At 41.8% G+C, this 26365-nt stretch carries 36 protein-coding genes; 1 reads left to right on the plus strand and 35 read right to left on the minus strand.

Going from position 1 to position 26365, the window contains the following annotated elements:
• Window positions 1-335: 335 nt before the first annotated feature.
• The 20 genes from AC58P5_RS11435 to AC58P5_RS11530 all read right to left on the minus strand — a co-directional run bounded on the left by AC58P5_RS11435 (window position 336) and on the right by AC58P5_RS11530 (window position 14674).
• Window positions 336-1247, minus strand: a complete 912-nt coding sequence (locus AC58P5_RS11435; RefSeq protein WP_497386484.1) for a DMT family transporter — start codon at window positions 1245-1247, stop codon at window positions 336-338.
• 21 nt (window positions 1248-1268) lie between these two features.
• On the minus strand, window positions 1269-1928 hold the full coding sequence (locus tag AC58P5_RS11440; protein WP_497386486.1) for an aspartate/glutamate racemase family protein: 660 nt from the start codon (window positions 1926-1928) through the stop codon (window positions 1269-1271).
• A 161-nt stretch (window positions 1929-2089) separates the two neighbouring features.
• Entirely contained in the window at window positions 2090-3634 is a 1545-nt protein-coding gene (locus AC58P5_RS11445) for a PucR family transcriptional regulator (RefSeq protein ID WP_497386488.1), read from the minus strand.
• Window positions 3635-4160: 526 nt separating this feature from the next.
• A complete protein-coding gene (locus AC58P5_RS11450; protein WP_497386490.1) occupies window positions 4161-4613 on the minus strand; it encodes a hypothetical protein in 453 nt (150 codons plus the stop codon).
• Window positions 4614-4686: 73 nt separating this feature from the next.
• Entirely contained in the window at window positions 4687-5010 is a 324-nt protein-coding gene (locus AC58P5_RS11455) for a hypothetical protein (protein WP_497386492.1), read from the minus strand.
• 2 nt (window positions 5011-5012) lie between these two features.
• Window positions 5013-5288, minus strand: coding sequence for a magnesium and cobalt transport protein CorA (locus AC58P5_RS11460; RefSeq protein WP_497386494.1), 276 nt, complete (start codon window positions 5286-5288; stop codon window positions 5013-5015).
• A 29-nt stretch (window positions 5289-5317) separates the two neighbouring features.
• The gene (locus AC58P5_RS11465; protein ID WP_497386496.1) at window positions 5318-5659 is read right to left on the minus strand and encodes a hypothetical protein; all 342 of its coding nucleotides are present in this window, start codon (window positions 5657-5659) and stop codon (window positions 5318-5320) included.
• A gap of 60 nt (window positions 5660-5719) precedes the next feature.
• Entirely contained in the window at window positions 5720-6010 is a 291-nt protein-coding gene (locus AC58P5_RS11470) for a hypothetical protein (RefSeq protein ID WP_497386498.1), read from the minus strand.
• The gene (locus AC58P5_RS11475) at window positions 6007-6543 is read right to left on the minus strand and encodes a hypothetical protein (RefSeq protein ID WP_497386500.1); all 537 of its coding nucleotides are present in this window, start codon (window positions 6541-6543) and stop codon (window positions 6007-6009) included. The genes AC58P5_RS11470 and AC58P5_RS11475 overlap by 4 nt, the downstream gene beginning before the upstream one ends.
• 312 nt (window positions 6544-6855) lie before the next feature.
• Window positions 6856-7065: an Imm8 family immunity protein gene (locus AC58P5_RS11480; RefSeq protein ID WP_497386502.1), complete on the minus strand. Its 210-nt coding sequence runs from the start codon at window positions 7063-7065 to the stop codon at window positions 6856-6858.
• Between the two features lie 46 nt (window positions 7066-7111).
• Window positions 7112-7495: a hypothetical protein gene (locus AC58P5_RS11485; protein WP_497386504.1), complete on the minus strand. Its 384-nt coding sequence runs from the start codon at window positions 7493-7495 to the stop codon at window positions 7112-7114.
• A 115-nt stretch (window positions 7496-7610) separates the two neighbouring features.
• Entirely contained in the window at window positions 7611-8096 is a 486-nt protein-coding gene (locus tag AC58P5_RS11490; RefSeq protein ID WP_497386506.1) for a hypothetical protein, read from the minus strand.
• Complete coding sequence (locus AC58P5_RS11495; RefSeq protein ID WP_497386508.1) at window positions 8083-8352, minus strand: hypothetical protein; 270 nt, start codon at window positions 8350-8352, stop codon at window positions 8083-8085. Before AC58P5_RS11495 ends, AC58P5_RS11490 begins: the two co-directional genes overlap by 14 nt.
• 123 nt (window positions 8353-8475) lie before the next feature.
• Window positions 8476-8790 carry a hypothetical protein gene (locus tag AC58P5_RS11500; RefSeq protein ID WP_497386510.1) on the minus strand — a complete coding sequence of 105 codons (315 nt, stop codon included), beginning with the start codon at window positions 8788-8790 and terminating at the stop codon, window positions 8476-8478.
• 170 nt (window positions 8791-8960) lie between these two features.
• A complete protein-coding gene (locus tag AC58P5_RS11505; protein WP_497386512.1) occupies window positions 8961-9584 on the minus strand; it encodes a hypothetical protein in 624 nt (207 codons plus the stop codon).
• Between the two features lie 620 nt (window positions 9585-10204).
• Complete coding sequence (locus tag AC58P5_RS11510; RefSeq protein ID WP_497386514.1) at window positions 10205-12517, minus strand: M4 family metallopeptidase; 2313 nt, start codon at window positions 12515-12517, stop codon at window positions 10205-10207.
• Between the two features lie 370 nt (window positions 12518-12887).
• The gene (locus AC58P5_RS11515) at window positions 12888-13154 is read right to left on the minus strand and encodes a hypothetical protein (RefSeq protein WP_497386516.1); all 267 of its coding nucleotides are present in this window, start codon (window positions 13152-13154) and stop codon (window positions 12888-12890) included.
• A gap of 72 nt (window positions 13155-13226) precedes the next feature.
• Window positions 13227-13745 (minus strand): hypothetical protein, encoded by a 519-nt coding sequence (locus AC58P5_RS11520; RefSeq protein ID WP_497386518.1) that lies wholly within the window; start codon window positions 13743-13745, stop codon window positions 13227-13229.
• A gap of 199 nt (window positions 13746-13944) precedes the next feature.
• Window positions 13945-14172 (minus strand): DUF7336 domain-containing protein, encoded by a 228-nt coding sequence (locus AC58P5_RS11525; protein WP_497386520.1) that lies wholly within the window; start codon window positions 14170-14172, stop codon window positions 13945-13947.
• A 61-nt stretch (window positions 14173-14233) separates the two neighbouring features.
• The gene (locus tag AC58P5_RS11530; protein WP_497386522.1) at window positions 14234-14674 is read right to left on the minus strand and encodes a hypothetical protein; all 441 of its coding nucleotides are present in this window, start codon (window positions 14672-14674) and stop codon (window positions 14234-14236) included.
• Between the two features lie 420 nt (window positions 14675-15094).
• Between AC58P5_RS11530 and AC58P5_RS11535 the strand changes: the two genes are divergently transcribed.
• Window positions 15095-15460: a hypothetical protein gene (locus tag AC58P5_RS11535; RefSeq protein ID WP_497386524.1), complete on the plus strand. Its 366-nt coding sequence runs from the start codon at window positions 15095-15097 to the stop codon at window positions 15458-15460.
• A 204-nt stretch (window positions 15461-15664) separates the two neighbouring features.
• Here AC58P5_RS11535 and AC58P5_RS11540 read toward each other — a convergent pair whose 3' ends face one another.
• The 15 genes from AC58P5_RS11540 to AC58P5_RS11610 form a co-directional block, all read right to left on the minus strand.
• Window positions 15665-15955: an immunity 53 family protein gene (locus AC58P5_RS11540; protein ID WP_497386526.1), complete on the minus strand. Its 291-nt coding sequence runs from the start codon at window positions 15953-15955 to the stop codon at window positions 15665-15667.
• A gap of 104 nt (window positions 15956-16059) precedes the next feature.
• On the minus strand, window positions 16060-16791 hold the full coding sequence (locus tag AC58P5_RS11545; protein WP_497386528.1) for a hypothetical protein: 732 nt from the start codon (window positions 16789-16791) through the stop codon (window positions 16060-16062).
• 354 nt (window positions 16792-17145) lie between these two features.
• Window positions 17146-17373, minus strand: a complete 228-nt coding sequence (locus AC58P5_RS11550) for a DUF7336 domain-containing protein (RefSeq protein ID WP_009676551.1) — start codon at window positions 17371-17373, stop codon at window positions 17146-17148.
• A 217-nt stretch (window positions 17374-17590) separates the two neighbouring features.
• Window positions 17591-17719: a hypothetical protein gene (locus tag AC58P5_RS11555; protein ID WP_497386530.1), complete on the minus strand. Its 129-nt coding sequence runs from the start codon at window positions 17717-17719 to the stop codon at window positions 17591-17593.
• A 185-nt stretch (window positions 17720-17904) separates the two neighbouring features.
• The gene (locus AC58P5_RS11560) at window positions 17905-18414 is read right to left on the minus strand and encodes a hypothetical protein (protein WP_497386532.1); all 510 of its coding nucleotides are present in this window, start codon (window positions 18412-18414) and stop codon (window positions 17905-17907) included.
• Between the two features lie 728 nt (window positions 18415-19142).
• Complete coding sequence (locus AC58P5_RS11565; protein ID WP_497386534.1) at window positions 19143-19688, minus strand: hypothetical protein; 546 nt, start codon at window positions 19686-19688, stop codon at window positions 19143-19145.
• A 287-nt stretch (window positions 19689-19975) separates the two neighbouring features.
• Entirely contained in the window at window positions 19976-20698 is a 723-nt protein-coding gene (locus AC58P5_RS11570) for a toll/interleukin-1 receptor domain-containing protein (RefSeq protein ID WP_497386536.1), read from the minus strand.
• A gap of 522 nt (window positions 20699-21220) precedes the next feature.
• The gene (locus tag AC58P5_RS11575) at window positions 21221-21916 is read right to left on the minus strand and encodes a hypothetical protein (RefSeq protein WP_497386538.1); all 696 of its coding nucleotides are present in this window, start codon (window positions 21914-21916) and stop codon (window positions 21221-21223) included.
• Window positions 21917-22057: 141 nt separating this feature from the next.
• Window positions 22058-22372 carry a hypothetical protein gene (locus AC58P5_RS11580; RefSeq protein WP_497386540.1) on the minus strand — a complete coding sequence of 105 codons (315 nt, stop codon included), beginning with the start codon at window positions 22370-22372 and terminating at the stop codon, window positions 22058-22060.
• Window positions 22373-22443: 71 nt separating this feature from the next.
• Window positions 22444-22734 carry a hypothetical protein gene (locus AC58P5_RS11585; protein WP_497386542.1) on the minus strand — a complete coding sequence of 97 codons (291 nt, stop codon included), beginning with the start codon at window positions 22732-22734 and terminating at the stop codon, window positions 22444-22446.
• A 218-nt stretch (window positions 22735-22952) separates the two neighbouring features.
• Window positions 22953-23330, minus strand: coding sequence for a hypothetical protein (locus tag AC58P5_RS11590; RefSeq protein ID WP_497386544.1), 378 nt, complete (start codon window positions 23328-23330; stop codon window positions 22953-22955).
• A 10-nt stretch (window positions 23331-23340) separates the two neighbouring features.
• On the minus strand, window positions 23341-24855 hold the full coding sequence (locus AC58P5_RS11595; protein WP_497386546.1) for an RHS repeat domain-containing protein: 1515 nt from the start codon (window positions 24853-24855) through the stop codon (window positions 23341-23343).
• 27 nt (window positions 24856-24882) lie between these two features.
• Window positions 24883-25329, minus strand: coding sequence for a hypothetical protein (locus tag AC58P5_RS11600; protein ID WP_497386548.1), 447 nt, complete (start codon window positions 25327-25329; stop codon window positions 24883-24885).
• Between the two features lie 64 nt (window positions 25330-25393).
• Window positions 25394-25693: a hypothetical protein gene (locus AC58P5_RS11605; protein WP_497386550.1), complete on the minus strand. Its 300-nt coding sequence runs from the start codon at window positions 25691-25693 to the stop codon at window positions 25394-25396.
• 88 nt (window positions 25694-25781) lie between these two features.
• Window positions 25782-26201, minus strand: coding sequence for a hypothetical protein (locus tag AC58P5_RS11610; RefSeq protein ID WP_497386552.1), 420 nt, complete (start codon window positions 26199-26201; stop codon window positions 25782-25784).
• Window positions 26202-26365 lie beyond the last annotated feature (164 nt).

Consider the following 26365-nt stretch of genomic DNA (forward strand, 5'->3'; position numbering starts at 1 on the left):
CTGCAAGAAACTTTTTTCTGTTACGGGAATGAAGCCGAAGGCAGAGGCGCAAGCATTTTTTTATACATGTAGTATGTGCAAAATGGAATTATCCTACAAGCCGAAGCGCAGGATAAAAAGGTCGCCTTGTAAACCTGGTGATCTATAGCCGTCACAGACGTCCCAGCCATGCTCATGCAACATGCACATCCTATACGTACTAGGCGCATGTCCCATTCGTCACGTGCACGGCATCCATCGTATACATCCCATCTCGCTCATACCGCTTTAAAGCTTTACTAGAATATAGCCCGGGGGTATGACAAAACCGGCCCGCTGGCGCTTTCCGAAAGGAATTACTTTCCGGCCGAATCCGGCAAAACCTCCGGTAACGGCCTCTTCTTTTTCAAGGAAAATATACGCAGTTGAACCGTCCCGAGAAGAACCCCGGTAAAAACAAGCGCAGCCCCGAACATCTGCGGAGCCGTAACGGCGCGGCCGAAAAGGAGAAATTCCAGCAGAATCGTCATCAGCGGCTGCAAATTCAGCACGATAGCCGCTTTCGCCGCGCCGAGCGTCTGCATCCCTTTGTTCCACAGGACGCCCGTAAGCCCCTGCGCCACAATCACCGTCACGATAACGAGCGCCCACATCCCGGCCGGATGAATCCATGTGGCCTCCCCGGCCGCCAGAACGAACGGATCGAAGAGCACGGCGCTGAGCGCGAAGCTGTAAACCGTCACGATAAAGGGAGACAGCCGTCTCGTCAGAATGCGGACAAAAATCAGGTTGCACGAAAAAGTAAACGTCGCGCCCGCCATAATCCAGTCCCCCGCATTAAACTGCAAACCGCGGACATTCAAGGCGAAAGCCAATCCCGAGATGGCGATCACGCTGCCCGCCACCATGCGCCAGGTCACCCGTTCTTTCAGGAAAAGAGCGGCCAGGCCGGCGGTAAACAGCGGCGATAGCGTAAAAATAAGCGAAGCGTTGGTGGCCGTTGTGAGCTGGAGCCCCCGGAACAGCAGAATCTGGTTCGCAATAAGGCCGATTCCGGCCGAGCAGCAGAGCCAGAGCACGTCTTTTCCCGTTATTCTCACAAAAGAACGCGTTCCCCACGCCCACAGCAGAAAGGTGCCGGACACGATCGTCAGACTCAGCGCCGAGAGAAACAAGGGAGGAAACTCCCGGAGCAGCACCTGGCGGACCATGTAGTTCAGCGCCCAGACGAAGACGCAGAAGATCAGAAGCAGATACGATCTGGCCAATGTCCAAGTCACGAGCTTGGCTTAATTCGGCTCGCGGACATCAACGGGCTGTTCGTAGAAATGGGAGGCGAACAAGCCTTCCGCTTCGACCGCGTCCACGACCGGAACGTTCAGTTCGCTCCGGAGGACACCGGCCAGGCCGATGGTCGAGAAGCCGGTGCAGGCGAACACGATGACCTTCGTCCCCGCATCCAGCAAGGAGCGGGCGGCTTCTATCGCCTTCTCGCGTCCGGCCGGCGTCATGAGATCCGTCGTGTTCGTGACGCCTTCGGGCCGCATGTAGCGGACGAGCTTGCCGCCCAGCAAATCGCGGATGACCGCGGGCGCTTCCTCCGTGATGCCCAGCACGCCGACGGGCCGTCCCATGGACAAAGCCGCATACGCCGCGGCGCTTCCCGCTCCGATGACCGGCACCGAGACGCTTTCGCGAAGAGGCTCGATCGCCGGGTCCGCCGCGCAGGAGATGACGAGCACCTTGCAGCCTTCCCGCTCCATTTGCTTGCCCAGCTCGACAATTTTCGGAACGGCGATGCCTTCCGTCTCCTCGTCATAGATGCCAAGGGGCTGATCGGGAATGCATTTGCTCACAACCGGCAGTCCATACGTCTGCTTCAGTAACATTCCGTGCTGTTCAAGGACCTTCGTATCTTCCGTCGTTAATACGCGGATTACTCCGATCATGGCTTCCCATCCTTCCTCGTTTTCGTTTGCTTTTGTAAACTTCATGTGGCTTGGTTATATTGGATTGGTAATATTGTATTCGTTTCCAAAGAGACGGACCATGTTCCCGACTGCTAAAAATAACGAAGGCCCTTTGTGCTCGGAGCACAAAAGGCCGAATTTCATTCCAAATTTTTCAATAAATAAAACGATGTGCACAAATAATACATCAGCCGTTTCGACGTATCTTCCATGTCTATGTCAGCTATGTCTTTGATGCGGTCCAGCCGGTATTTCACGGAGTTCCGGTGAATGTACAGCTTGTTCGCCGCTTCGATCAGACTGCCGCCGGCCGCCAAGTAAGCATGGAAGGTGGGCACAAGATCGGTCCCGTTGTCCCGGTCATACTTGGAGAGCCTGCCGATCTTTTTCTCCGTGAATGCATCGAAGCCTACATAAGCCGACGATTCCAGCAGCAGATCGAACATTTCGATCTCGTCGTAGCTGAACGAACGGCGGTCTTTGTCCAGCCGGCAGCCGATGGTTATCGCTTTTTTGGCCATTACGTAGCTCCGGTACACCTCCCAGAGCGGGCCTTTGCCGCCGAAACCGGTCCGGATAGGGCTGCCGGTGTCCAGCAGCGGAGCGAGAATATCGGCCCACTCGGCCGTTTTGCGGCTGACCGGCTGCTTTGTGCTTGGCTCCGATGCCGCGGGAGAAGCCAGCAGAAGGACGAGCCGGTCCCCCTGCCGCAGCAGATGGGACTTCACTTTGCGGGCGGCCGATTCGCTTTCCACCAGCTCGCCCAGAGCGACCGGCAGGGAAGCGTGCTCCTCGAACAGATGCGGCTCGCCCTCGACGATGCAGATCTCCCAGCACCAGTCCGGCTGGAGGCCCAGCTGCCTCCCCTTGTTCTCGGCATCCTGCCTCGACAAGGGCAAGCCCATGAGCAGCTCCTCGAAGAAATTGCCCTGCAGCCGCTGCTCCGTGTCGTAGGCGATCTTTCGGCGCATCAGCTCCAGCGAGAACACCAGCCGCGCATGCTCGATGCAGACCAGCTCCAGCTCGTCGAGCCGCTCCTTCCCGATGATGAGGCGCCCGGCGAACTGCTTGTCCACCGACACGTCCCAGCTCTTCGTCCGGCCGGCCGGCGGATCCCCCGCATCAGCCGGCGACGACACGATGACGCGGCCGTGCTTGTGAATCACCCAGATGGGCGACTGGACCAGCTCCGCCACGCTGTCCGCCACCACCTGGATGCCTTTGTTGTGCAGCACAAGACCGGTCAGCGTCTTGTTCACTTCCTCGGACCTGCGCAGCAGAGCCGCTTGTGTATTCAAAATCTGCTCCATCACCGTATGCGTGATATCGATATACGGAATTCCCGGCGGGATCTGGATCACCGGAATCCGGTACCGGTTGCTCAGTTCCACCATTTCGGCGGGAATCCCGCCCATGAACCGCTCCGGTTTGATCGCAAGCGCCGCGGCATCCGCTCTTCTCAGCTCTTCCATCAGCTCCAGCACCAGGCCCGGATCGTTGCGCATGGAATAGCCGGTAGTCAGAATGAGCTCGCCTTCCCTCAGCCAGCCCTTTATATCCGGGACCTCCATGATGTCGATATAACGCACGACGCGTTCCAGCCCTTCTTTTCCGCTGATCAGCGACGCGTCTTTCAATATGGGAAGCTGGAGCAGCTCCCGGACCGTCATCCCTTTGAGATTCATCGTGTTCACCCGATTTCAGACAGTTTGTGCGTTTCTTGGTGCGTGGGATAAAGGTAAAGACTTCTGCGTCTATTGTATCATTTCTTTGTTTTTCGCGGGGGAAGTGACGGGAATGGGAAAAGAAGGTTGCCTGTTAGGAGGCTCCTTCGTTTTGGGGGAGTGGCTTGGATTTTATTTAAACCAGAAAAGGGGCGATGATTCGCATCACCTTATCATGTTGTAATATTTTTTTGAAACTAATCACAAAGCTCCCTCGATATTTAATTCTGCCTTTGTCTTGTTCTTGCAATGCGTTAAAAGATTGATGATCTAATACTCGCAACTCGATAATTTTATCCTCATAATAAGATTACAATGTCAGTTATGTGGACCATCTTTCCATTCATACCCGCAAACTTTTCAGACTTCTTCTCCAAAACCTTGCAATCACAGCTGTGAGCAGGATTTTTTTAAATCCAATAAAATAGGAGTAGAATGACTGCACCAATGAAAAGAAACAATAATAAAACATTAAGAAAAGTTTGATTCATGTTTTTTCCTCTTTTATTTGAGGTAAAAGCTCAGAACGACTGCTTATTGTAACCAAATCATCCAAAATCGTTATTTCATGCAAAGCCGATTCATGCTGTAAACAGGTACTTTCCGCATCTCCACGAAAATGGCTCACTCCCACATGCTCGGGCAGGCACACAAACACAGCACGACGAACCGCTAGAGAGTCGTTGAGCATTTCTTCTAATTCCGTGAGAGACAGCCGGAGAAAACCTTCTTCTTGATATTTTTGGTCCATCATAAGCGAAATCCGCTGCGGTTCGGCTTTTCCGCTTGGATGATAATCGCCCAAATAAAGAGGAACCAGCTCCAGATCGCCTATCAGCCAGGATACATTCGACTGTAATTCTGTATAAAATTGCAGCAATCCCAATATTTCTTCACTGTTATTATTGGGATCCTTTGATTCATAAGTAAACGAATACATGAGCGTCCTCCGGCGAACAATGTTTTTCTATTTCTCTTGCCAGCATCTAAAGATTACTGTTTTCCATTTCTTTTTAAAAGGATAATCTTCGTTCATATTCCGTGAACCAATCAGACCTGTGCGCTTTTATCAAAGAGAGAGCTTCATGTAAAGCGGCCCCTTTCAAAAACAGTAACTGATCGTAATTGAGTTCCGATTTTCTTAACCAGATGTATGCTAACGATTCGCCACAGCTTGCAGCAACCATTTCACCTATACCGTCTTGATTAGACACCTTCAGCAGGATAGCGATTGTTTCTTCATCTTCAAACTGCTCGCCCAGATCTATCGCCGCGTCGTCTTTTTCAGCTTCCTTTGAATAAGGATCCATTAGAATGTCGATTAGTGCTTTTTTCATTCTCACTCTTTCCTATTCCATTTAGTCATCACACGCTCCACATCCTTTGTTGTAAAGTACACCCCCGGGTATTTTTTGTGATCTTCTTCAAACGGAGAGAATCTCGCCGTTACTGCAGCAATTTCTTTAAAAAGAACTCGTTCCGTATCAGTTAATTCCTCGTCAAGATCATGATTGTATGTTAAATGAAATTCATCGCAGAATACTTCTGCTTGAATTTCTTTGTCCTCGTACAGTCTTAGCAGCCAATACAGGCGCTCTTTGGGTGTCCGTTCCATATGAGATCCCCCATTTTTCCCAGTGCTATCTAGCTTAAATCAATCGTAGTCCAACCGGCCAAGACAATTTCGCTTTTCCATCGAGATAACTCAGTTTGCAGATCTTTTTCATCTGCGGAAATAGTAAACTCTATTCTAGTAAAGGGTTTTGTAAAAAACTCAATATAAGGCGGGCAGGCCGTAAAATCTCTTTGTCCGATGCGGGTGTCCGTTTTTCGGATTTCCGCTGCCATCTCTTCCGTCAAATTCTCGCTTCTCTTCCGGTACTGGATCCAGTTTTCATGGCATGATTTAAAATCTATTCTATTGCTTTTACCATTTTCGTCTGTATAGACAAGACCATCAACTGAAAGTTTTTCAATGATTTTCATGCGCTGCCCCCTATCGACTTTCAATATCCTCCTGTTTGCTTATCCGCTACGGCCAAGATACTAATAACAATTAGCAAACACCAGAAAGATCAAGCTCATAACCAAAGGTTCCGTAAATTCAAACTTATTTTCACAATAAAGAAGAAGGGCATCCACGATAAAAACAGTTAAAGTAAATAAAAAGAAAACAAGGAAACGCCCCGTCTTTGATGGCATTGGTTCCGAGCGAACATACTTTACGATCCCCAAAATCATATACGCAGCAAAAATGTAGAAGATGTTATCAAACTGCAATTCTCCATCCGATGCTAGGTTGTCCTTTTTTCCATCCCCAATGAGATCCCAGCTCACACCTTCCATTCTTCTATTAACAATGAGTCCTGAATTAAATCACTGCACAAAATTTCGCCAACTTCAAGAAACCGATTATACAAATCCTCATACATCCTTGAAATTTGTTCTTTCTCCATATAAATAGAAACCGGATCGGGAATCCAGTGCGTGCGGCTTGAGCATGTGAGCTTTATTACATCGTTATCCGGACTAAACGTCACCTGTCTCTCCATTCCTTGTTCGTAGAAATCCAAAATAAAATCATACTCGTTTAATTTAATTTTCTTTAAAATTTCGGGTACTTGCTCCATAACAGTCGCTAAATCGGTTCTGCAATCCACCGGCCATTCGTTCTGGCCAAACCCCGAAACTTTAAATCTGACAGTCCCGGAAATTTCGAAAATATCGCAGATCATGCTAATAACAGCCCATGCACAGTCCTTTTCCAGATCAAATACAAGTTCTTCTTCATTTAATTCTTTTGTTATTAAAGGCTCATTTACGAGCAACTTCAGATCAAAAATAGGAGCACGCCCTTTTTTAATATTCAATAATCTAAGCTTATCTATTTTCCTATTATCTACTTTATTACTAATATATCCAATGAATTTTGCAAAATGAAGTTCTTTTTCCTTTAAAGTGAGTAGGGTAAAAAAGAAAGACCATGAAAGATATCTTCATGGTCTTAAAAATCACTTTTTTTTATTTAGTCTATCCTTAGCTTCTTCAAGTGTTTCGTATTGAATAGTGTCAAATTCCCTATTTAGATGACGATTGACAGCTTTACAACCTCATCCCGAGTTATACGAATACATTTTTCTAATATTTTGTTAATTTCCTTTTCAACTAAAATGGAATCATTCTCATTTATAATAAATGGATGCTCTCCCATCTAGTATTTTATCTTTCTTTAAAATCGTAAGGAGTCTTTTAGGTGTCATTACCCTGAAATAAAAGTACTCAACTCCATCAGAATCAGCAGTTCCTATATCTGCATTTGCAGCAAGTACAAAGTCATCTGCTATCTCAGGTTCACCACGGAACAAATTTCTCTTTAAAACAGGAACTATCAAATAAATCGCTCCGATCTGCACTTACTCAAGTTCAACATGGTAGTTATTATTTAATGTTCTCAAAAATCTTTGCATCTTCGCGATTAAAATCAACTAAGCTCTTTGCCTTCTTAACTTCATATGTTTGAATATTAATCCTTGTATAACCCTCATCCCCTAACACATACAGCATACTATCCTTCACCTTATAATTTTTAATATTTTTTTCCACTACTTGCTCGAGAATATCCATGTTGTAGTTGAATAAGGAATCTACTTGTTTATTGTCTACATAGCCTCTCAAGATCTGAAAAGTACCATCTCCGAACGATTCTACTGTATCTTTTCCAGAAGGGAATCTTTCTTTACCATCCTTTAATACTATAACGGCTCCAAAAATTATCATTAACACTACTAAAACAAGAGTAATAATTCTATTTTTTCTTGCCATTAAAGCTCCTCCTATTTATTGCGTCATCCCAAGCCGTTGTACACATCATAGCCGGCTACGCCCGTGTTATCTGCGGATGCGCTCCATGTATCGCCAAGCACGCCTACATTACAATTTATATTTGAGAAATTCGAATTGAATTTTTCTGAAAGTGAATCAAAACTTGTGCTCCCGAAGCAAATAATATTTCGTGTGAAATAGTGTTTTCATCAACCTCTAAAAATTCTTGGTAACCAAAATCATCAAAACCTCTTTGATAATCACCTTGTAATTCCTCTGTTTCAAAATCAATTTTCATTTTTTTAATTGAGCTGTATTCTAGTAACCATGTCTCATCATCGTTTGTTAAAATTAAATGTAGATTAACAGGAGTTCCTTCTCCATATTCATGATGAATGATTTTATATTCCTTTAATCGAAAATCATGAAAATCTTTTTGTTCAAAAAACTCAAATATCTCTTTAGGCAGTTTATTTTCTAGCATTTTATATTGGTCCCAGTATTGTTTAGAATTTTGATTCCACTCTTCCTCAGCTTTCTCCATCAAGGTAATATCCCCCATATTCATTTTTTGCCAAAGTTCTTTTCTAAAATATTTCATTTAAAATACTCCTTCCATCTATGGAATAATTTTTGGAAGATGTGGTGGGACTATTGGTGTGTATATGCTTTTTGGTGATTCCTTTCTGGTAAGTCCTCATCAAAAGTAAGTTAGCTGCATAATATTTACTGTTTTTATCCAAAGAATTAATTATATCCTGAGCTAAAGCCCAATTTTCAGTATAAGGCTTAATTTGATTTCTTACACTATCGGGAAGATAAACATCACCTGATTTTTCATGCCCAGTCGGATCCACATGCGTTCCTAATTTATAAAGCGTTCCAACTCCTTAATACTAAATCAAGATAAAAAACCACAATACGAGATTAAATCGCCTTGTGGTTCAAAATTATTTCAATTTAGATTGGAATATCCATTTTTATCCAAAACGACCCTCACGTGCAGTTGGGTTATCACCGTGAATATCATTTGGAACGTTTATCCCTCTATACCAGGCTAGAAGTTCGGAATCAACGTTATTTTTATAGATTATTCGGTAAATAACATTACTCTTGTTAAAATCATTTTTAAATGCACTAGTTTCTGGCTCTACACGCTCAATCTTTAGTATAATGCCACCCTTTTTAGAAATAACCGTCTTAATTTCTTCTTCATGCTGCTTTTTTAGAGCATTTAAACCAATGACTAATACCACCGCAACTATTCCTAAAAGAGATACGATAATAATTGCCATCCGCCTGGTTAATTTACTTTTAAAGATCATAAAAAAAAATTACCACCCCTTTCCTCCCAGCATATTATCCCATTCTGCATAGCTTGGTGCTCCGTTATAGGAAGGATATATTGTAATACTATCATTAGGCGTTATATTACATGTCAATTCCGGAGGAGTAGTAGATGAATCTATTTTTTCACCTTCACTGCTTTTCCTTTCTTTATCTCAACTTCATATTTCTCTTCCAAAGGAAATTTTGATGTCGTATACAATATATATTTATATTTTTCAGCAGTTTCTTCCAACACAATCCAATAATTCATTTTTCTCTCTGATAAGACCTTAATCGTATTTACAGGCATATCTAAAGGAATACGCATTTCTTCACCAGTAGAACTGCTTTTAATGTAGAGCCGAGCATGGCTATTTTTTTGAAATAAATTTATTAATTCAAATTGATATTCATACTGACCATCCTCTGTTATTTGTATTGTATCCGTTACTATACTCTCAGATAGCCAACCACTCGTGTTTACATTCTTAAACAAAGTTGGACTTAATACTAGCATAAATAAAATTATTATAGAAACAGCAACTATACCCCATAATGATGTAGGTAGCCATCCTTTGAAAAGTAAAATTAATGATACAATAATTAATAATATGGATGGTATTCCAAAATAGACAAGAATGACCGTTGATACTAAATCTATTCCTCGTTGGAAATTTGCTGTCGATCCTAAGATAAACCACACAATAGCAGATAGATTAATTAAAATGGCTAATATCCATAGAACTTTTATTATTCGCATCAAAAGCACCCCTTTTTTTGCGGACTGCTATTTACAGTCCGTATATATCAACAAAAGAATTATGATGATTTCCGCAGCTAAAGCATCAGCAGTCTCACTTCTAGCTGAGTACATACCCATAATAAGTTGATGTCTCATTCTTTTCAGCGATAACCTGTTCTACAATAAACATAGTGATTAACAAAGAACAAATTCAAACTCTTGAAGATAGTTGCAGAATTCTTTTAAAATTATTCATATTAAGCTTAAAACTTAATTTGTTTCTACTGCCTCCATAAGCCATGTAATGACTCCTTTTCTGTTTTTATGACCAATAAAACTCAATATAACCCATGAAAGTTCTTTTTCTCATTAGCACTAAAAGTCGAAATGAGTCGAATTTAATAAATTTTTCATGAATGTTGTAAACAGTAAACTTTTTATTCGGAAAATTAGAAATAAATTCCCTAAAAACCATTTATTACATGTTTGAACGTATATGAAACAAAGGGACTTAGGTTTTTGATATACCCAACTCGGATCTACATGCGTATCCTATTTTATAAAGCGTTCCACGCAAAAAAAAAGCGCCCCGTCCCCGGTTTAACACCGGGAACAGGCCGCCTCTTAACTTTTTCTTCTTAACTAACGACTGCCCACAAAGCCGGAACGAGAGCCGGTTCCCAGCCTGGCATAGCCGTGTGACCCTGGAGAGCTCTGTAAGTCTTCCCTTGATAGGTGACGAGATCGTTGACTTGGTAAGTGGTATACGCGGCCCAAGCAGCAGCGCCGGTGCCGGTATCCGTCGTGACGGTCACCGCGTTGCTCGCCGGCGACACGTTGCCTGCGGCGTCTCTCGCTTTGACAGTGAAGGTGTAGGACGTTCCGCCCTGCAAGCCGCTGACGATCGCGCTCGTGCCTGTCACTGTAGCGGCAAGCGTCGAGCCGTTGTATACATCATAGCCGGCTACGCCCGTATTGTCTGTGGATGCGCTCCACGACAAGGATACACTGCTGGACGTTTTGCCGGCCGCCACCAAGTTGCCCGGAGCCGTAGGCGGCTGCGTATCCGTCGGATCGGTCGACGGGTTGGTCGTTACCGTCACCGCGCTGCTCACCGGAGATACGTTGCCGGCCGCGTCCTTCGCTTTCACCGTGAAGGTGTAAGCCGTAGCCGGGTTCAGACCGCTGACGGTCGCGCTTGTGCCGGAGACGGATGCCGCCAGTACGGAGCCTCTGTACACGTCATAGCCGGTCACGCCCACATTATCCGTCGACGCGCTCCATGACAAGGTTACGCTGCTCGAAGTCTTGCCTGTCGAGACCAGATTCGCCGGTGCCGACGGCGCTTGGGTATCTTGAGCCGGCGGAGGGCTGCCGATGCCGACAGCGGCATAGGCAGCTTTTACCGAGTTAACCTGAGCCGAGTTGGCACCGAATAGATCGGTGGCCGAGCTGATAGCCGCTTGACGCATGGCCGCAAAATTGGATGTGCTCGTCAAGTAGTAAGTAAGCGCTTTATATACAATCTTTTCAGCATCGCCGCGGCCGATGCCGGTTACGCTAACGCCCCGATGCGTACCGCCCTGGGCCAGCAGGTAAAACGCTTTGTTGGGAATGCCGCTGTTCGTATGCACGCCGCCGTTGTCGTCGGAGCCCCGGTAAATGTTGCTGTAATGGTCAGGCTGTCTGAACAGCGTCGGATTTTCCATCGAGCGCATCGCATCGCCAGGCGTGTATGGCGTATAGATGTCATCCCCGATCAGCCAGTTCGTTCCCTGAATGCTGTTGCCGAATATGTCCGAAATCGATTCATTGAGCGCACCTGATTCTCCCTGATATATCAGCCCCGCCGTGTGCTCGGTAATACCGTGCGTCAGCTCATGTCCGATTACATCGAGATCGCCGGAGAAAGCGCGGAACGTCGAGCCGTCGCCGTCGCCGTAAGCGATTTGCGTCCCGTTCCAGAAGGCGTTGTTGTAGCGGCTGCCGTAGTGCACCGTCGACTTGATGGCCATGCCTCTGCCGTCCAGGCTGTTGCGGTTAAAATTATTTTTAAAATAGTCATAGACAATTCCCGCGTAAGCATGCGCATCGACAGCCGCCGGATCCGTCCAAACGTTGTCCGAATCCCTGAGCAGCGTTCCCGGAAGCGATTGGGTATTGCCGGCCGAGTAAGTAACGATACCACCGCCGCGCGTCGTATCCTGCAGCACGTATTGGGTGCCGCTTTGTGTCGTTGTAAACGATTTCGTATCGCCAAGCACGCCGACCCCCGTACCCGTCGCATGGTCCAGCATGCCGTATTGGTTCACAATTTTGCCCGTTGCCGCATCAATAAAATACGTCTCGCGCTGCGGGGAAGGTTCCAGCACATTCACTTCCGTGATGTATACCAGCACGTTCTGCCCTTTGACCGGATAGAAGTTCAGCTCCGCCTTCTGCTCCCGCTGCTGGTCGCCCAGCTTGCCGATCCGCTTCTCCATATCCTTGTTCGCGATCGCGATCGCCTTCTCCGCACTGATCTTCGGCGTGACAGCGGTTAGCGACTGCTGACCGTTGTCGGCAACCGTACTGCCCAGATACGCCGAGACATTGCCCTGCTTGTCAAAATGCAGCGTCTGATCCGTGCCGAACACCGGGATTCCCTGGATGTACTGCTTCAAGCGCACGTGCTGGGTTCCTGTCTCGGCGTCCGTCTCTTGATCCGTAATCCGGATGCTCTGCTCCGCATCGCCCGTCAAATTCAAAATCCCCTTCTTGGCGTTCAGGTAAGCCCACACCTTCGCTTCCAGCGACGCCCCCTGCGGCGCAATCCACTTCTCCCCGATAAAACGCGGAGCCGCCAAATCAGTCGGCGAACCGGAGGAGGAATTGTCGGAGGCTGCACCTACAGGAATTGCGGACAATGCCATCATCGCACTCAATACAATCACGGTTAATTTCTTTTTCACTAATCATTCATCTCCCATCATTTTTTTACTGGCAAGGCTCTTCACCCTGTAATGATAACGCTTTCAAAACACCCCCTTTCAATAATTTACATTGTCTCAAAGTTCTATGTTAGTTAAGCTGGATGCACGCATCGAATGGCATAAAAAAACAGCCCTGTTCAAATTGTTAGTTAATCTCGGCTGTAATTTCGATGGAAAATATGTAATTATTATGTTATTTTCACAATTTCATCATACTATCGGTTTTGCGAGTTGTCAATTGACCGTCGGTTAAATTTTGCGAAAAAAATTTTAGAGGATGGGGGGAATATTTTTAAAAGAGAGCTGCTGTGTGAGGCTGTAGAACCTGCCGGATCTAGAGGATATACGCTTAGCTGGCCTGCAAACATACACTCATGATCTTTCTGGCGACTTCTAGTGCTTGTTCGCTTTGTGTATAAAAGCGTTCAAATGTATTGCTAAAAGCCTCGTTTATTTTATCTCTTAATGCAAGAAGGGTCAGATCGGTCTTCTGTTCATTTATAAATTCGATAATGTATTTGATTTCTAAATTATATTCACCATCTAGTAAGGGTTCGATCTCAATGGGTTTCCATTCATTTATGACTTCTTGGATTTTGTAAAAATTCGCGGTCAATATGTCTCTCCTTGGGAAAAGGCAGCAAGCTAAAATAAACTCTTGTATAGGATGCTTGATTGCTTTTTTTGTTTATATATAAGGTGCGTAATCTTCTTCGTAGGACAATTTTGTCTCTTCATATGTTGGAATTTCTAATATCTCTACTCTGTCAATATCCATATGCAAAAAATAGCTAGCAAGTATTTTCACGCTTTTTTCAATTTCATTTACATCCCAACCTTTTGACAACTTCGACCACATATAAATGTAAATCGGTTTATGCCCTTTATCGTTCAATAGAGCATAGTGATCGACTTGACGCGAAATATCCCTATTATCTCTCGGATATATATAACTGTAACTTATATCTTTGTTGCCGCTTAAGAACTCTTCCATTTCATCAAAGTATTCTTTATCCTCTACTTTATCAAGTTCGTTGTTTAATGAATAAATGAGGCAAGGCTCAGCCAAAAGGTCAAAATGCCCCAGAAATTTTGTTTTTTCTTTATCCGAATATAGGGTAACTTCATCATTACAGCTTTTAGCGCATAATCCATAAACCCCGTACCAGAACAGCCAATGTCTAACATGAACATATATCGTATTCATACTAAAGTTCCCCCTCTTCGAACCTTGTCGATGGTCAATATCATTGCTTTAGTCCCAACAGGGAATTAAAACAAGAGAGACTAATTGCTTACATCCCATTAACGATAATCCATAACTTTCCTGGTTTGACAACTACCTCCATTATTGTCCTTTGTGGGAATATAAACTCTCCTTGCATAACTTATACTTATAGCAATAATCAATCTTCAAATGCACTAGAACCCAAGAAACCTTCCTCCCATTCATTTTTATCCACTTGATATTCATCAATATAAAAATCTTCCGGATATTCTTTAAAGCCAGGCAATTCTTTATATTTGTTTACTACCTCTTCAGCCTTATCTCTAGTAGAATAAATACCAATTATTTTTGTGCTTTCATTTTGGTTTATTTCATAACTATGTTGCAACAAAAAAACTGATTTCATGGTCATTTCCTCCTTTTAGTTTTGTTCAAAATCTCGGCACTTCCCATTTTTATCACAGCCTTCATCTTTTATTGTGATGGCTAACCATTTTTAATAAAGATGATAACAGTGAAATTTCTTCTTTACCGATCATAATATCCGCATCTCCGCCGCGCGTTAGAGATACTACGAGAATAATCGAATGTTCAAAAACATTGACTAAGACAAATCCCTGTCTTTTTAATGATGGCCCGCTTACGTTTATAAGATCGACTCCATACCTTTCTTGATGAAAAATATCGCTTAAAAGGATGTCATTTGCTTTATCTACTGCTTTTAACACTCTCTCATACTCTTCGAAAGTTAAATCTATCTCAGCAGTCATTCCATGCTCATGGGTCTGAGAAATGCTAACCTCTACATGGCCCACCTCGTTTAAGGATAGTTTGATAACTCCAGAATATTCTTCATGAACAGAGTGAATGCTTAAAGAGCCTATTCCTTTGTACGGTTTCTTTATCATTGAACACCTCTCGTCCGATAATTACTCCTGTCTTTCCGTTAATCCATTAATATGCCAACTACTTTTTGTTACCTTCAATTTTCCATTCGATAAGTCTGGCCAAAAAGATACCTATGAAACAAATTTTCATGTCACCTTCTGCCTACTGTTCTCTTCTAAAAAATAAACTTTACCAAAACACAGTAATTCCATTACTATTTTTGGTAAATAGATGACAAACTACCTAGCAAACGTAGAAATATAAAAAATGTAAACGTATAATCAAATTGTAAAACAAACCAAATATAGGAAGGAGTGAAACCGGTTAAAATAAAAGAGTATCAGCCTCTGTAACCACTATTTTTCATTAACCTTAGCAACATCTGCTTTCGCAGCAAGTTGAGATCCTGGATTCCAATAATATCCTATAGGAGGTTTGTTATGAGAAAAGCATTTCGTATCTACGGACTTGCAGCAGTGATCTTAACTATGACTGCAACCACTGCATATGCAGCCAACCAAGAAAGTACCGCTTACGCTAAGAGCGGAGGAAATGATGCCAAATCCTCGTATATTACCGGTCAAGGTAAAATGGGTAAAATGAAATTTAATTCATCCGGCGGTGGCTCTGGCTTCTATGAGAAAGTTTGTTCAGGAAGTACCACATATGGCCCTGCTTTCTATATCCCGTCTAGCGGGGGTTCAATTGATGAACTTGTGCCAATGCCATCCAACTGCCAGTTCAAGTTACACATTACCAGCGGATTGTATTTTCCGGTAGCCGGCACCATTCAAAACTACGAATAATATACACGCGAGCGCTCTTCCCATTAGGAAGAGCGCTCAGACTGTCGCGAAAGTCTCGACAGTCTATTTTTATACCCATTACTTTTAATTTTATGCTTCGCTCAAACAACAGTAAGCAGAATACCCAATGGCTTCAGAACGGCTGTAAACTAAGCCGACATTGATATAGCTGTCCAAATAGTCTCTCCTGATCCGTTGTGAAACTTAATCGTTAGTTGCCCAGTGATAAAAAGTCCTTAAAATCTCCTCAAGATTTCCTGGACCTCCGGCGCCCGAAAAACAACCATCCTCTATTTTACAGTGAACCCAATCGTCATCCGTTCGCTCAATCTGAACCATATCTACCTGCCTACTCGCCATCTCCGTCTCATTCAAATTTATGGAAACGTGCCATCCGGGATTATCAAGGGTAGTTATTCGAATACCACTATCATGTTCCCAATCTCCATTACAGTGTGATGTGTACCACTCCTGTAACCATGTCAAAATCTCCAATGGTCTGCACTCCTATGATTTACTCGATTTCGTGCAAGAAAAATTTATGTTTTCAAACATGATTTCACCTCTTACTGCCTTGATAATGAGATTGTAATAGTACGTCATTCAGCATCGGATGAGCTTTCTCTGGTGAGGAGCTCAAATTTAACGATATCGTCCCGACTATTCACATTATCAAGCGAGTTAAATTCGAAAGTTTTTCCAGTCGGTGAATCCTTTTTCTCTCCTTTATAACTGAATGAAATTCGTTCAAACGTGTACCCTTCAGCTTTAATAAATTGGATAACTTTATAAACTTTATCATATTCATCTTCTGTGCTCTCTTTTTTAAACGTGTGATCTATATGTATATAAATAACGGAATCTTTAAATTCTTGTTTAACGTCTTGATATTTCGGTACCTCTCCATATGGAATTGTAGAGTACTTATCTACTACAGGGATAGTTTTTCCCAAGTGAATACTAGCTGTACCCTTTTGGGCATACACACTCTTTACAAACGATTCCAGTTCTTGATTAACTTCGAACTTCCAGGATGCCGTTAAAAAATCGTCCCATAAACCTCGATCATTCCATGACTGGGAGATTTCAAACGAAAGCTCTTTGTTGTTCTCAGGATGTGCAGAAACCCAGTAAATGTCGTTTTTAAAGCTATACTTAATATGTTCGGTCACGATGCCTTGCGAAAATCTTTTTGGAATATAACTATTTAGTTCTTTTTTGAATTCATACCTTCCAATCGGCGAACCTTCGCTGACATAATAAACCAAGCTAAATAACACAAAAACGATAAAGCTTATTAAAACGAGAATAATCTTTTTATTTCTTCTCACTTTGATCCCCTTTTCGATTATAGAGACGGGTTATTTAAATCCGCCTCATTTTTAATAGTATACTACCTATCTGGAACGTTAACTTAGTAAAGATTTCAAATTTTTGAGGATGTTCTTCGATAAACCTAGTACCGTGTGACATGTTAACCTCCCCATCTTCTGCTTTTTATAGGGTCTCCTGTTCATCCGCCCGTTACAGCGTCAAATTCACCCACCGTAAAGTTACAATAGACATCCAGTCTATTAATTTAGCGATCATTCAAATACGGATCATACACCCATAAATTAATCAAAGGACCACAACCTCCGTTGTTGTCCTTTGTGGGGATATAGACTCTTCTTATACAGCAATAATCAATCTTCGAATGCACTAGAACCCAAGAAGCCTTCCTGCCACTCATTTTTATCCACATGATATTCATCAATATAAAAATCTTCCGGGTATTCTTTAAAACCAGGCAATTCTTTATATTTATTGATTACATCTTGTGCTTTATCTCTTGTAGAATAGATACCAATTGTTTTTGTATATTCAATTTGGTTTATTTCATAACTGTGTTGCAGCAAAAAAACTGTTTTCATGGTTATCCCCCCTTCAAATTTTATTCAAAACCTCTGTCTCCCCATTTTTTTTATTGCAGAATGCTCAGTTGTAGGTGCTATATGTACCACCATGCCCTTCAGTGCCTCTAGCCCAATAATTTCAACCATCCTTGTTTGTTTGTAACTAACGGGGGAATTGCAGGATAATTATATAAATAGATTAAGTAGCCTCCATTAAAAAAAGGATTTTCACTCACTACATTGACATCGATAACCTTGCCAAAATAAACAAATCTTCCTTTGGCTCCATAACGAAAATATCTCCATCTTGCGGGTGCTTCCTTGTTCGTTTTAATACACGAAGTTCTGTAAATTCCTCTGTCATTACGTTTACCTCCTCTTTCTATAACCTAACAAAAAGGAAGGCAACAATTGAGTTCATTTACTGCCTAAAATTAGTCTGAAATCTATTTTCCGTGTCTGTTACATTCTTTCTTTCGCAAGAAACACCTCTTCACCAAAATGCTGTCTGGCATTATTTTTTCTAGATAATTGGGCTCCACTAACTCTTTAGGGTCTTCGCTCAGGAAACCTTTCTAGATAAACGTAATTAAAGCTATCTGTACTTATGTTTAATCCAATAGAGCCGTAACTCCCCTTCAAATGTGCTAATAATTCATCGTAGCTTTTTCCCTTAATAACAAAATCAGTAGATTGTGTATACTCAGATGTATAAATGGGTGAACCAAAAACGGGAGATAAACTAAAACATAACTGCCGTAACCACAATTGCATTGATGTACGTTCTACAAATTCTTTCCATCGAGTATTATGTGTCAACTCAATTAATTTCAAACCAAAAGTTATATCAATATCACAAGGACCACTCATTGTTACATAACCAAATAGATTCATTTCATTACTAATTTCATCTTCTTCGCACATCCACTTCCAATCTTTATTACAAGTTAGTTTTCGTAATCTATAGAAATTGTCTGATGTTTTTATTGTTTCTGGCATACTAAACAAACCTTTAGTATTTATTTTATTCTCAAAAATGGCTGTAAAATTATTCCCCATTCTAATTCTCCTATATCTTAAATTAAATTACCTACATCACCTACATTTAACTTATATTTCTGTATATCAGTATAACAGTTTCAGCAGATTGTTTACGTATTGCATCAGTTATTCTTTTTCTTCCGGTTTCCCAAATTTAATTTTTCGATTATTTGAAAACGAAATGTGGAGGTAGCTAGAAATTCCCGAAAAATTAAGAGAGAAGGCAGTAGTGCAAATAGGGTATACAATTCGAGCATAAAGCTGTGCGTACACGTTTTTGGCAGAAAGTTGATACAGATTAGGGTTAAGCCTGCTTGTATCCGATAAAAAGATTCATTTGGTACTGGGTGAGGTCTGTTGAGAAGCAGCCTAACCACAACACGATGGTTAGTCGCATTGCGACTCAAATTAAGAAAATATGATGTTATTTATCTTCCACGCCATCCCAAGACAGAATTGAAACTTTAACCTTATATTCAAATCCGTTATGACAAAACACAAGTAGGTCTGGCCGTTCGCGATTTAACTGTTTCGTTTTCATAGGCGTCATACTTGTAGGCATAGGCATTCAGAAATGTTCCCTCCGCCTGCTTTTGCGTCAGCGTTTGCAACTGCAGCCCGTTGTAGGTGCACGCGGTCGTGATTCCGCTGCGCTGCCTGGTCAGCTTGATGAGATCCTTTGAGTAACTATAAGAAAAGAGCTGTTTCTAATTAAAACTAGAAATCAGCTCCTTCATAAATCAGTATTATTTTTTTCTTAGTTCATCAAAAAATGCTTTACCGCAATACATAGGAGTAGTAATACAATTAAAGGGTAGGGAGTATAGCTCGTAGAATTTTTCTTTTTTAAGCTCAAACGCTCTATGACTTTTTTTTATTTCTAAATCATTGTTTAAATCTATTTCTTTTTTCAGACGCATATCAATAACTTTCATAAAAAGGCGCTCGGTTAACAAGCGACAAATAAAAATAGCTTGTTTGAATGTTTCTTCAGTACTCGTAACAGCAAAACGTATTGAAATTTCTTCAACACCTTCCTCTTCAATCTTACCCGCATTAACTTCCAGTTCTACTAAAACGTTATTATCATAGTAAATGTAGTAGCATTCAATTGATTTTGAAGCTGTCAAATCAGATGGAATGTAGGATCGAACATGTTTAAGTGAGAGCATTGTCTCAATAACTAAAGAAAATGGTATTTTCTTTCCACCATCGTAATCAACTACATCATCTTCGATAGTAAAATGAGCATCGGAGGGTATTAATAAAAAGCTATATGATTCTAGTCCCAAATCTATCACCTTCCATAATATTCATTAAGTAACTGGTCAGGAGACCTTTTATAAATATTTTTCAGTTCTTGTTCGTTAACATTTTTACGGGCACATCGTTTATCCCCGCCTGCCTTGCTGCTTTAGCTCTGCGGATTATCCAACTGTCCTTCATACGTATCCTAATTTATAAAGCGTTCCAAGCAAAACAAAAAGACGGGGTTCTGCTCCCGCCTTGGCTAGTCTGACTTTTGGTGTTGGTGTCGTAACTAGCATAACTGTTTTATAATCTATCACCTTTGTACCAGTTAAATTTTTGCAGCATCTCTTTGGCTGCTTCTACAACTTCGCCCGTTCTTGAAAAACATAAGATTGTTTGGATTAATTATATCTTTAAAACTTGCCATGTAAGCATTACTTTCACCAACTAGCTTGAGAGAAACATACTTATTGGGACAATGCAAAGTAATGGAGTATTCATTTGCTGTTCCGCCTACCCAAACAGACCAATTATAGTCCTTTGCTCTATCTACTAACACAGTAACTAGATTTTCAAATTCTTGTATTTTGAATTTTTTCCAATCCATTTTTTTGTTTTTAGTAAACTTCCGCCAATTGTCCTGTGTAATTGCTTCTGACTCTCCCACCCCAAAAATACTAGCCAATTCTGAAAAACCGTGTTCGTAATTACTTCTAAAATCCGCATATCTTCTGTCAGCTAAAAAATGTGGGACTTCACAGGTCCTATAAAAAATTGGTAAAACAATTACTTTTTTAGTCTGCATTTGCTTACTCCAAGCAGCTCCTATTTCACTCCTGACCCATTCAGAACTGAGTGCCTCTGGGGATAAAACAATTCCTAAAAACTCATTCTCCCTAATGCCCTCTTCTATTTTCCAAGTAATTGAGTCACCTATTTTTATTTCCCATTTATCATACCAGACATTCACTCCGACTCTTTTCAAATCCCTAGCAAGTTTCTCCACAAAGGGCTTATCTATACTGGTGTGACTAAGAAAAATACTAGGCATACTAAACTATGTCCCCTCTCTAATAACATATACCACTAAATGGATTTAAACTATATATTGGATAATTATATCACGAAATCAACCTATCAGATTGGATTTGGATTGAAACATGGCAAAATGTACGCCGTCTTGTTCTTATAAATGATATTCACCAGCTTTCCGCATTAAGCACATGAGCGACTATAATCCCTTCGTTTTCCCTTCCACCCGTTTTCTGTCGTAATACCGTTAATCAAGATATCGGAAGGGTCAAGAGAGGACAGCATTTCAAATAGGTTGAATGATTCAAACACATTTGCTGTACGCACACGATTTTCCAGAAAGTTGAAATGGGGATGATAAAGGTTAAGTCTGCTTATATACGATAACAAAAATTCATTCGGCACTAGTGTTGTGGAATATAAAATTGTCGCCTCGTCAGCAAGATTGCTTGGAAAGGCGGCTTGGTGAAGAAAAATACGAGGACTAAGAGTATTGTAGATTACGAGAATCAATTGATGCCTGAATTTCTTCCGTACCTACTTACATTCTTTCTTTCGCAAGAAACACCTCTTCACCAAAATGCTGTCTGGCATTATCTTCTAGATAATTGGGCTCCACCAAGTCTTTAGGGTCTTCGTTTAGGAAGGTCATCGTTCCTTCTTCCATGTCCTCTTTCTTCCACCAATCAAATGATTCCACTTGTTCTCTACAATTCATTAACGCTAAATACTCGTTTGAATAATAATTGCACCAAAACACACCGGGCAATCTCAAATCCGGAGTACCTGTGATATGTTGCCTTTTTAAAGAGTCAGAATGTGTTATTTCTCCGTATACGGCCGCAAAAAGTACAATAAACTCCTTAAATAAATTTAGGACCTCTTGTTTTTTTGAATTCAATACATCAACCGAGAAGGTGAGGTATATATAATTTAGCTTTTTCTTATTTGGGCAATGCCACCATTGGCTCCCCATAAACAATGATTTTGGGCCTTTAGCCATGAAGTTTCCGGCCTTCCCCACCATTTTTTCTAAGTCTATGTGATAGCATCCTTCTGTCTCCGAGCACCACAATGAAATGGCTTCTTCTCGTGAATAACTAACTTTCAGAGGTTCTGTCACTCCCATTTTAGTAAATAAAAATCCATTCTCACTTAAAGAATCAAATACACTTTCCGCTATATTCTGTTTATTGAAGATTTGGTAGGTAAATAGGGTAAGAGATATCTCCTTCACACGTTTCCACCTTTCCGCATCATTAATAATTTTTGTAAGTTCTGTTTGTATTTCGGACTTATAGTTCGTGCTCATCGTGGAGGTAGCAGACAGAGAAAAGAACCAGAGGCGGAGGGGAAAACCACTTTTAGTTGGCCTAAGCTAACTATTTTCACGAATATCCCCAAAAATGCGTCTAAGGTAACTTAGTAAACGTGATCTCTTGTTCTGAATGGCTATAGACTGTTCAATATTCGCATAGGATTGTTGAACCTCAAGTTGAGTATAGAGGTAAAATAAATAACCTGTAATCTTCCTACTAATAACCGGTACATCCTTGATCTCACTTTGTAAATATTCCAACTTTCTAAATAGTTCTGTAAACGAATTTTCATCGATTTCCTTGCCCCTGAGTGGAATGATAATTTTCTTCACCAAATCCGGAATATCGGAATTCAAATTTTCAGAAGTGTTCATTTTTATCGTACCCTCCATTGGGTTAAAAAGACCATAAACCATACAGTGGATTATGACCTATTCAATATGGATTAAATCTCCCTCAACTTTGATTTTATCTCAGCTAATTGATTTAGGAGCTTTTGTTTTATTTCTTGATTTTTTGGATTTTCCTTATTGCGAAAGTCAACTTTTCCTTGGTAACGAGTATACACAGATAAAATATAACGCCTTAAATCTCCGAGTTCACTAGATAACTCTAACTCAGCAAAAGCATTAATAATCTTCTTGGTCTCATGTGAAAACAGATTCAATGAGTTAATTCCATTTTCTATTAAATATACCACTTCTAGAGCCTTATGTTTAAATTGAGTCTTCTCCATTTCTTCACTCCACTTTTATTTTCATTTTTTCTTCTTGCTTCCACCATTTTTTCTTAGTTCCACCATCATCAAAATAATAATTATCAATATAATTCATTGTGCTTGTGTTCCATGTCGGGATACATGATGCGCGGCGTATGGAGACCATGCAAAAACCACCTCAACGATGGTTAGTCGCAAGGTGGTAATATTGAATCGCTTCTCTAGAACTTCCTTTATTAGTCTGGATATTTCTCTAGTTCTTCCTTGATTTCTTTTAGTTCCGAAGTTAATCTTTCAAAAAGAACTTTGTTTTGAGGATCGTTCCTATCTTTAAAGTTTGTGCCGCCAAAAAAATAATACTCTACATTCATTATACGCGTTTTAATACGTTCTGCATCCTCATCAAACTTGCTCTCATAGAATGCATTTATTTTCTCCCTTTCAGAATTAGGAAATCCCACGTATTCAATGCTTACTTCAAATACCTGTACTATTTCAAGTGCAACACTTTTAAATTCACTCTTTTTAATTCTCATTTCTGATTTCCCCTCCATAGAAATTCCAGAAAAATACATTGTTAGAATTATTATAACTAAAGGCAGCAAATGTTTCATTATTTAATTCTCACTTCTTCTTACCAGATTTTGTTATTACATCTTTTAAAATATCTGCGACGTCAATTGAGTAGTCACCGTACAATTCAACATAATCTTCTGCTTCACTCGGTGTATACGCCCTGTTACCTACTGAAAACTCGTAAACTATTTTACCCGGATCTAAAAATTCAATATCCATTTTCAGATCTTTTACGATTGATATACCCTCTATTCTGTCAAGCATTGCCCCCCGTATAAAATCACTATTTAAGGACTCATACCTGATCAATTGCTTTTCTGCATCTTGATAATAACCATCTACCCCTGAGAGCGGAGTTTCTCTCCTAGGTTTTACTTCCCATATTTGGTTATCACCCGAAACTATATCAACGTACCAATTTGTGGTTCCAGATAAAAAACGTTTTTCTTGCAAATTGAACTCCAAAGTTACATTAGTCCCATATTTTTCATGAATTTCTTTTGCGGCAATGACTTGTGTAATCTGGTGAAAAGCAAGGTATCTAGCTTGATCGCTATCTCCCATCCCATAAAGAATTGTTTTCACTAACATACTAGTATCATTGTCGTTTACATAATTCAGCAATGCATTATTTAATTGTGCATTGGTTGCATGACCAGTCGGGTCCCAATTCGTCAGTGGATTATTCTCCACATACGTATACAAATTCAAACTCAGCGGATTATCCAACTGTCCTTCATACGTATCCTCGTTAATAAACCGTCCCATGCTCGGATCGTACCAGCGGGCGCGGAGGTACTGGAGCTTGGTTGCCGAATCCCAGTATTCCCCGGAATAGCGGAACGGGTTGGAGACGTTTTCCTCGCTTACGGTCGGGTTGCCCCAGATGTCATAGGCATACTGGTTCAACCGGGTTCCGGTTTCGCTGCGAAGTTCGACGACATCTCCGTGTCCGTTGTGGAGGTAGTAGGCTTTGCTCCCGCCGCTCTCCCGGGCTACGAGCTCTCTTCCGCGCACATAGCGGGCTTTGAGGCTGCCGCTGTCGTCGCCTTCTGCGATGACTTGGTCTCCATCATAATAGTAGCGCGAGGTTCCTTCTTTGTCAGTGCGCTCGTACAGCAGTCCGTCTCCGTTATATTTGTAGGAAACGGTGCTGCCATCTTTCAATTTTACGGCGGAGAGCCTGTCTTTTTTGTCGTAGACGTAGTCGGCGTCCGGGCTGTTCGCTTCATGGTTGGTTTGAAAAGACGTCCGGTTGCCGCGGGCATCATACGCATAGCTTTCCCGGTACTGGCTGGACGAAGTGATCCGGTTGAGCGGGTCGTAGCCGAATTGATAGGTCTGGCCGTTCTCGGTTTTGGCGGTTTCGTTCTCGTTGGCGTCATACTCGTAGGCATAAGTGTTGAGCGCGGTTCCGTCCGCCTGCTTATGCGTCAGCGTATGCAACTGCAGCCCGTTGTAGGTGTACGCGGTCGTGATCCCGTTGCGCTGCCTGGTCTGCTTGATAAGATCGTTGCGGTAATAGCTGTAGGCCGCTTCCTCGTCCGCGAGGGAAGAGGACACGCTAGACAGGCGGTTGCGCGAGTCGTACTAGTAGTAGGTGTTTTGGCCCGACGGATCGTTCAGGGAGCTTCGCAGGCCCAGTACGTTGTAATCGTACGTGAGCGTTTTGCCGTCCGGGTAGATGACCTTGGAAAGCTGTCCCGTGGACGGCTGGTACGTATACTGCGTCGTGCCCGTGTTATCTGTCATCCGGGTGCGCCGTCCCGCAAGGTCGTAGGCATAGCGGATCGTTTCGTCGGGCGCTTTCTTTTCGATCAGGAAATTGCGCGCATCGTACACGTAGCTGAGCTCTGTGCCGTTCCGGTCGGTCGCCCGGATCTGGTTGTTGTTGCCGTCATAGTACAGTTTCTCCACTTTACCGTTGGCATCGGTGGTCTGAATGAGACGGCCCAACTCATCGTATTTCTTCTGCGTCGTGTTGTTGTCTGGATACGTGATGCGGATCATTTGTCCCAACTGGTCGTAGGTGTACATGCAAAAACCACCTTAACAATGGTTAGTCGCAAGGTGGTATATCACTTCTCTAGAACTTCCTTTATTAGTCTGGATATTTCTCCAGTTCTTCCTTGATTTCTTTTAGTTCCGAAGTTAATCTTTCAAAAAGAACTGCGTTGTTAGGGTCATTTTTATCTTTAAAATTAGTCTTGCCTAGGTAATCATATTCAAAATCAATAATGCGTGTTTTTAACCGTTCTCCCTCATCATCAAACTTGCTGTCATAAAAAGCATTTATAAATTCTCTCTTAGAGTAAGGAAACCCTACGTGCTCAATGCTTAACTCAAAAAGTCCAACAATTTCTAATGCAGTATTTTTGAACTCATTTTTTTTTGCCTTCATTTTCGATTGCTCCTCGCTGCACCCTGAGAAAGATAATATCAAAATTATAAGTGCCATTACACGTCCTATTTGTATCATTACCAAGTCCTCATTTTTTCTTACCAGATTTTTTTATTGTATCTCCAATAATATCTTTTACATCTATTGGATAGTCAGCGTATACTTCAACATAATCTTCTGCTTCACTCGTTGTATAAGCTCTATTCCCCACATAAAACTCATAAAGGATTTTCCCGGAATCCACAAAATCTATATCCATTTTTAAATCTTTTACAATAGGTATCCCTTCTATGCCGTTAAGAGTTGTTCCTCTAATAAAGTTTTCATTTAACGATTGGTACTTAATTAATTGCTTCTCCGCATCTTGATAATAACCATCCACACCGCTTAACAGCCCGGTCTCCCTGCGAGGTTTTACTTCCCAAATTTGATTATCGCCTGAAACAATATCAACATAATAATTCGTAGTACCAAAAAGAAATTTCTTTTCTTCTAATTTAAATTCCAAAGTTATATTAGTACCGAACTGTTCATGTATTTTTTTTGCTGCTACAACTTGTGTAATTTGATGAAAAGCAAGGTACCTACCAGCTCACTATTGCCATTGGAAAGAATAACAGATTGCACTAATCCCTTTGTATCTTCATCCCCTATATATTTCAACAATGCCCT

Source organism: Paenibacillus sp. JT31N7 (genome assembly GCF_059692095.1).

Coding starts and splice junctions, on each gene's coding strand:
- AC58P5_RS11530 (WP_497386522.1), bottom strand. CDS start 14,674: ATGATAAAGAAACCGTACAAAGGAATAGGCTCTTTAAGCATTCACTCT.
- AC58P5_RS11450 (WP_497386490.1), bottom strand. CDS start 4,613: ATGTATTCGTTTACTTATGAATCAAAGGATCCCAATAATAACAGTGAA.
- AC58P5_RS11445 (WP_497386488.1), bottom strand. CDS start 3,634: ATGAATCTCAAAGGGATGACGGTCCGGGAGCTGCTCCAGCTTCCCATA.
- AC58P5_RS11570 (WP_497386536.1), bottom strand. CDS start 20,698: ATGCCTAGTATTTTTCTTAGTCACACCAGTATAGATAAGCCCTTTGTG.
- AC58P5_RS11555 (WP_497386530.1), bottom strand. CDS start 17,719: ATGACAGAGGAATTTACAGAACTTCGTGTATTAAAACGAACAAGGAAG.
- AC58P5_RS11550 (WP_009676551.1), bottom strand. CDS start 17,373: ATGAAAACAGTTTTTTTGCTGCAACACAGTTATGAAATAAACCAAATT.
- AC58P5_RS11535 (WP_497386524.1), top strand. CDS start 15,095: ATGAGAAAAGCATTTCGTATCTACGGACTTGCAGCAGTGATCTTAACT.
- AC58P5_RS11485 (WP_497386504.1), bottom strand. CDS start 7,495: ATGGCAAGAAAAAATAGAATTATTACTCTTGTTTTAGTAGTGTTAATG.
- AC58P5_RS11600 (WP_497386548.1), bottom strand. CDS start 25,329: ATGTACACCTACGACCAGTTGGGACAAATGATCCGCATCACGTATCCA.
- AC58P5_RS11490 (WP_497386506.1), bottom strand. CDS start 8,096: ATGAAATATTTTAGAAAAGAACTTTGGCAAAAAATGAATATGGGGGAT.
- AC58P5_RS11520 (WP_497386518.1), bottom strand. CDS start 13,745: ATGAATACGATATATGTTCATGTTAGACATTGGCTGTTCTGGTACGGG.
- AC58P5_RS11585 (WP_497386542.1), bottom strand. CDS start 22,734: ATGGAGAAGACTCAATTTAAACATAAGGCTCTAGAAGTGGTATATTTA.
- AC58P5_RS11580 (WP_497386540.1), bottom strand. CDS start 22,372: ATGAACACTTCTGAAAATTTGAATTCCGATATTCCGGATTTGGTGAAG.
- AC58P5_RS11605 (WP_497386550.1), bottom strand. CDS start 25,693: ATGAAGGCAAAAAAAAATGAGTTCAAAAATACTGCATTAGAAATTGTT.
- AC58P5_RS11525 (WP_497386520.1), bottom strand. CDS start 14,172: ATGAAATCAGTTTTTTTGTTGCAACATAGTTATGAAATAAACCAAAAT.
- AC58P5_RS11560 (WP_497386532.1), bottom strand. CDS start 18,414: ATGGGGAATAATTTTACAGCCATTTTTGAGAATAAAATAAATACTAAA.
- AC58P5_RS11440 (WP_497386486.1), bottom strand. CDS start 1,928: ATGATCGGAGTAATCCGCGTATTAACGACGGAAGATACGAAGGTCCTT.
- AC58P5_RS11590 (WP_497386544.1), bottom strand. CDS start 23,330: ATGAAACATTTGCTGCCTTTAGTTATAATAATTCTAACAATGTATTTT.
- AC58P5_RS11455 (WP_497386492.1), bottom strand. CDS start 5,010: ATGAAAAAAGCACTAATCGACATTCTAATGGATCCTTATTCAAAGGAA.
- AC58P5_RS11460 (WP_497386494.1), bottom strand. CDS start 5,288: ATGGAACGGACACCCAAAGAGCGCCTGTATTGGCTGCTAAGACTGTAC.
- AC58P5_RS11500 (WP_497386510.1), bottom strand. CDS start 8,790: ATGGCAATTATTATCGTATCTCTTTTAGGAATAGTTGCGGTGGTATTA.
- AC58P5_RS11465 (WP_497386496.1), bottom strand. CDS start 5,659: ATGAAAATCATTGAAAAACTTTCAGTTGATGGTCTTGTCTATACAGAC.
- AC58P5_RS11505 (WP_497386512.1), bottom strand. CDS start 9,584: ATGCGAATAATAAAAGTTCTATGGATATTAGCCATTTTAATTAATCTA.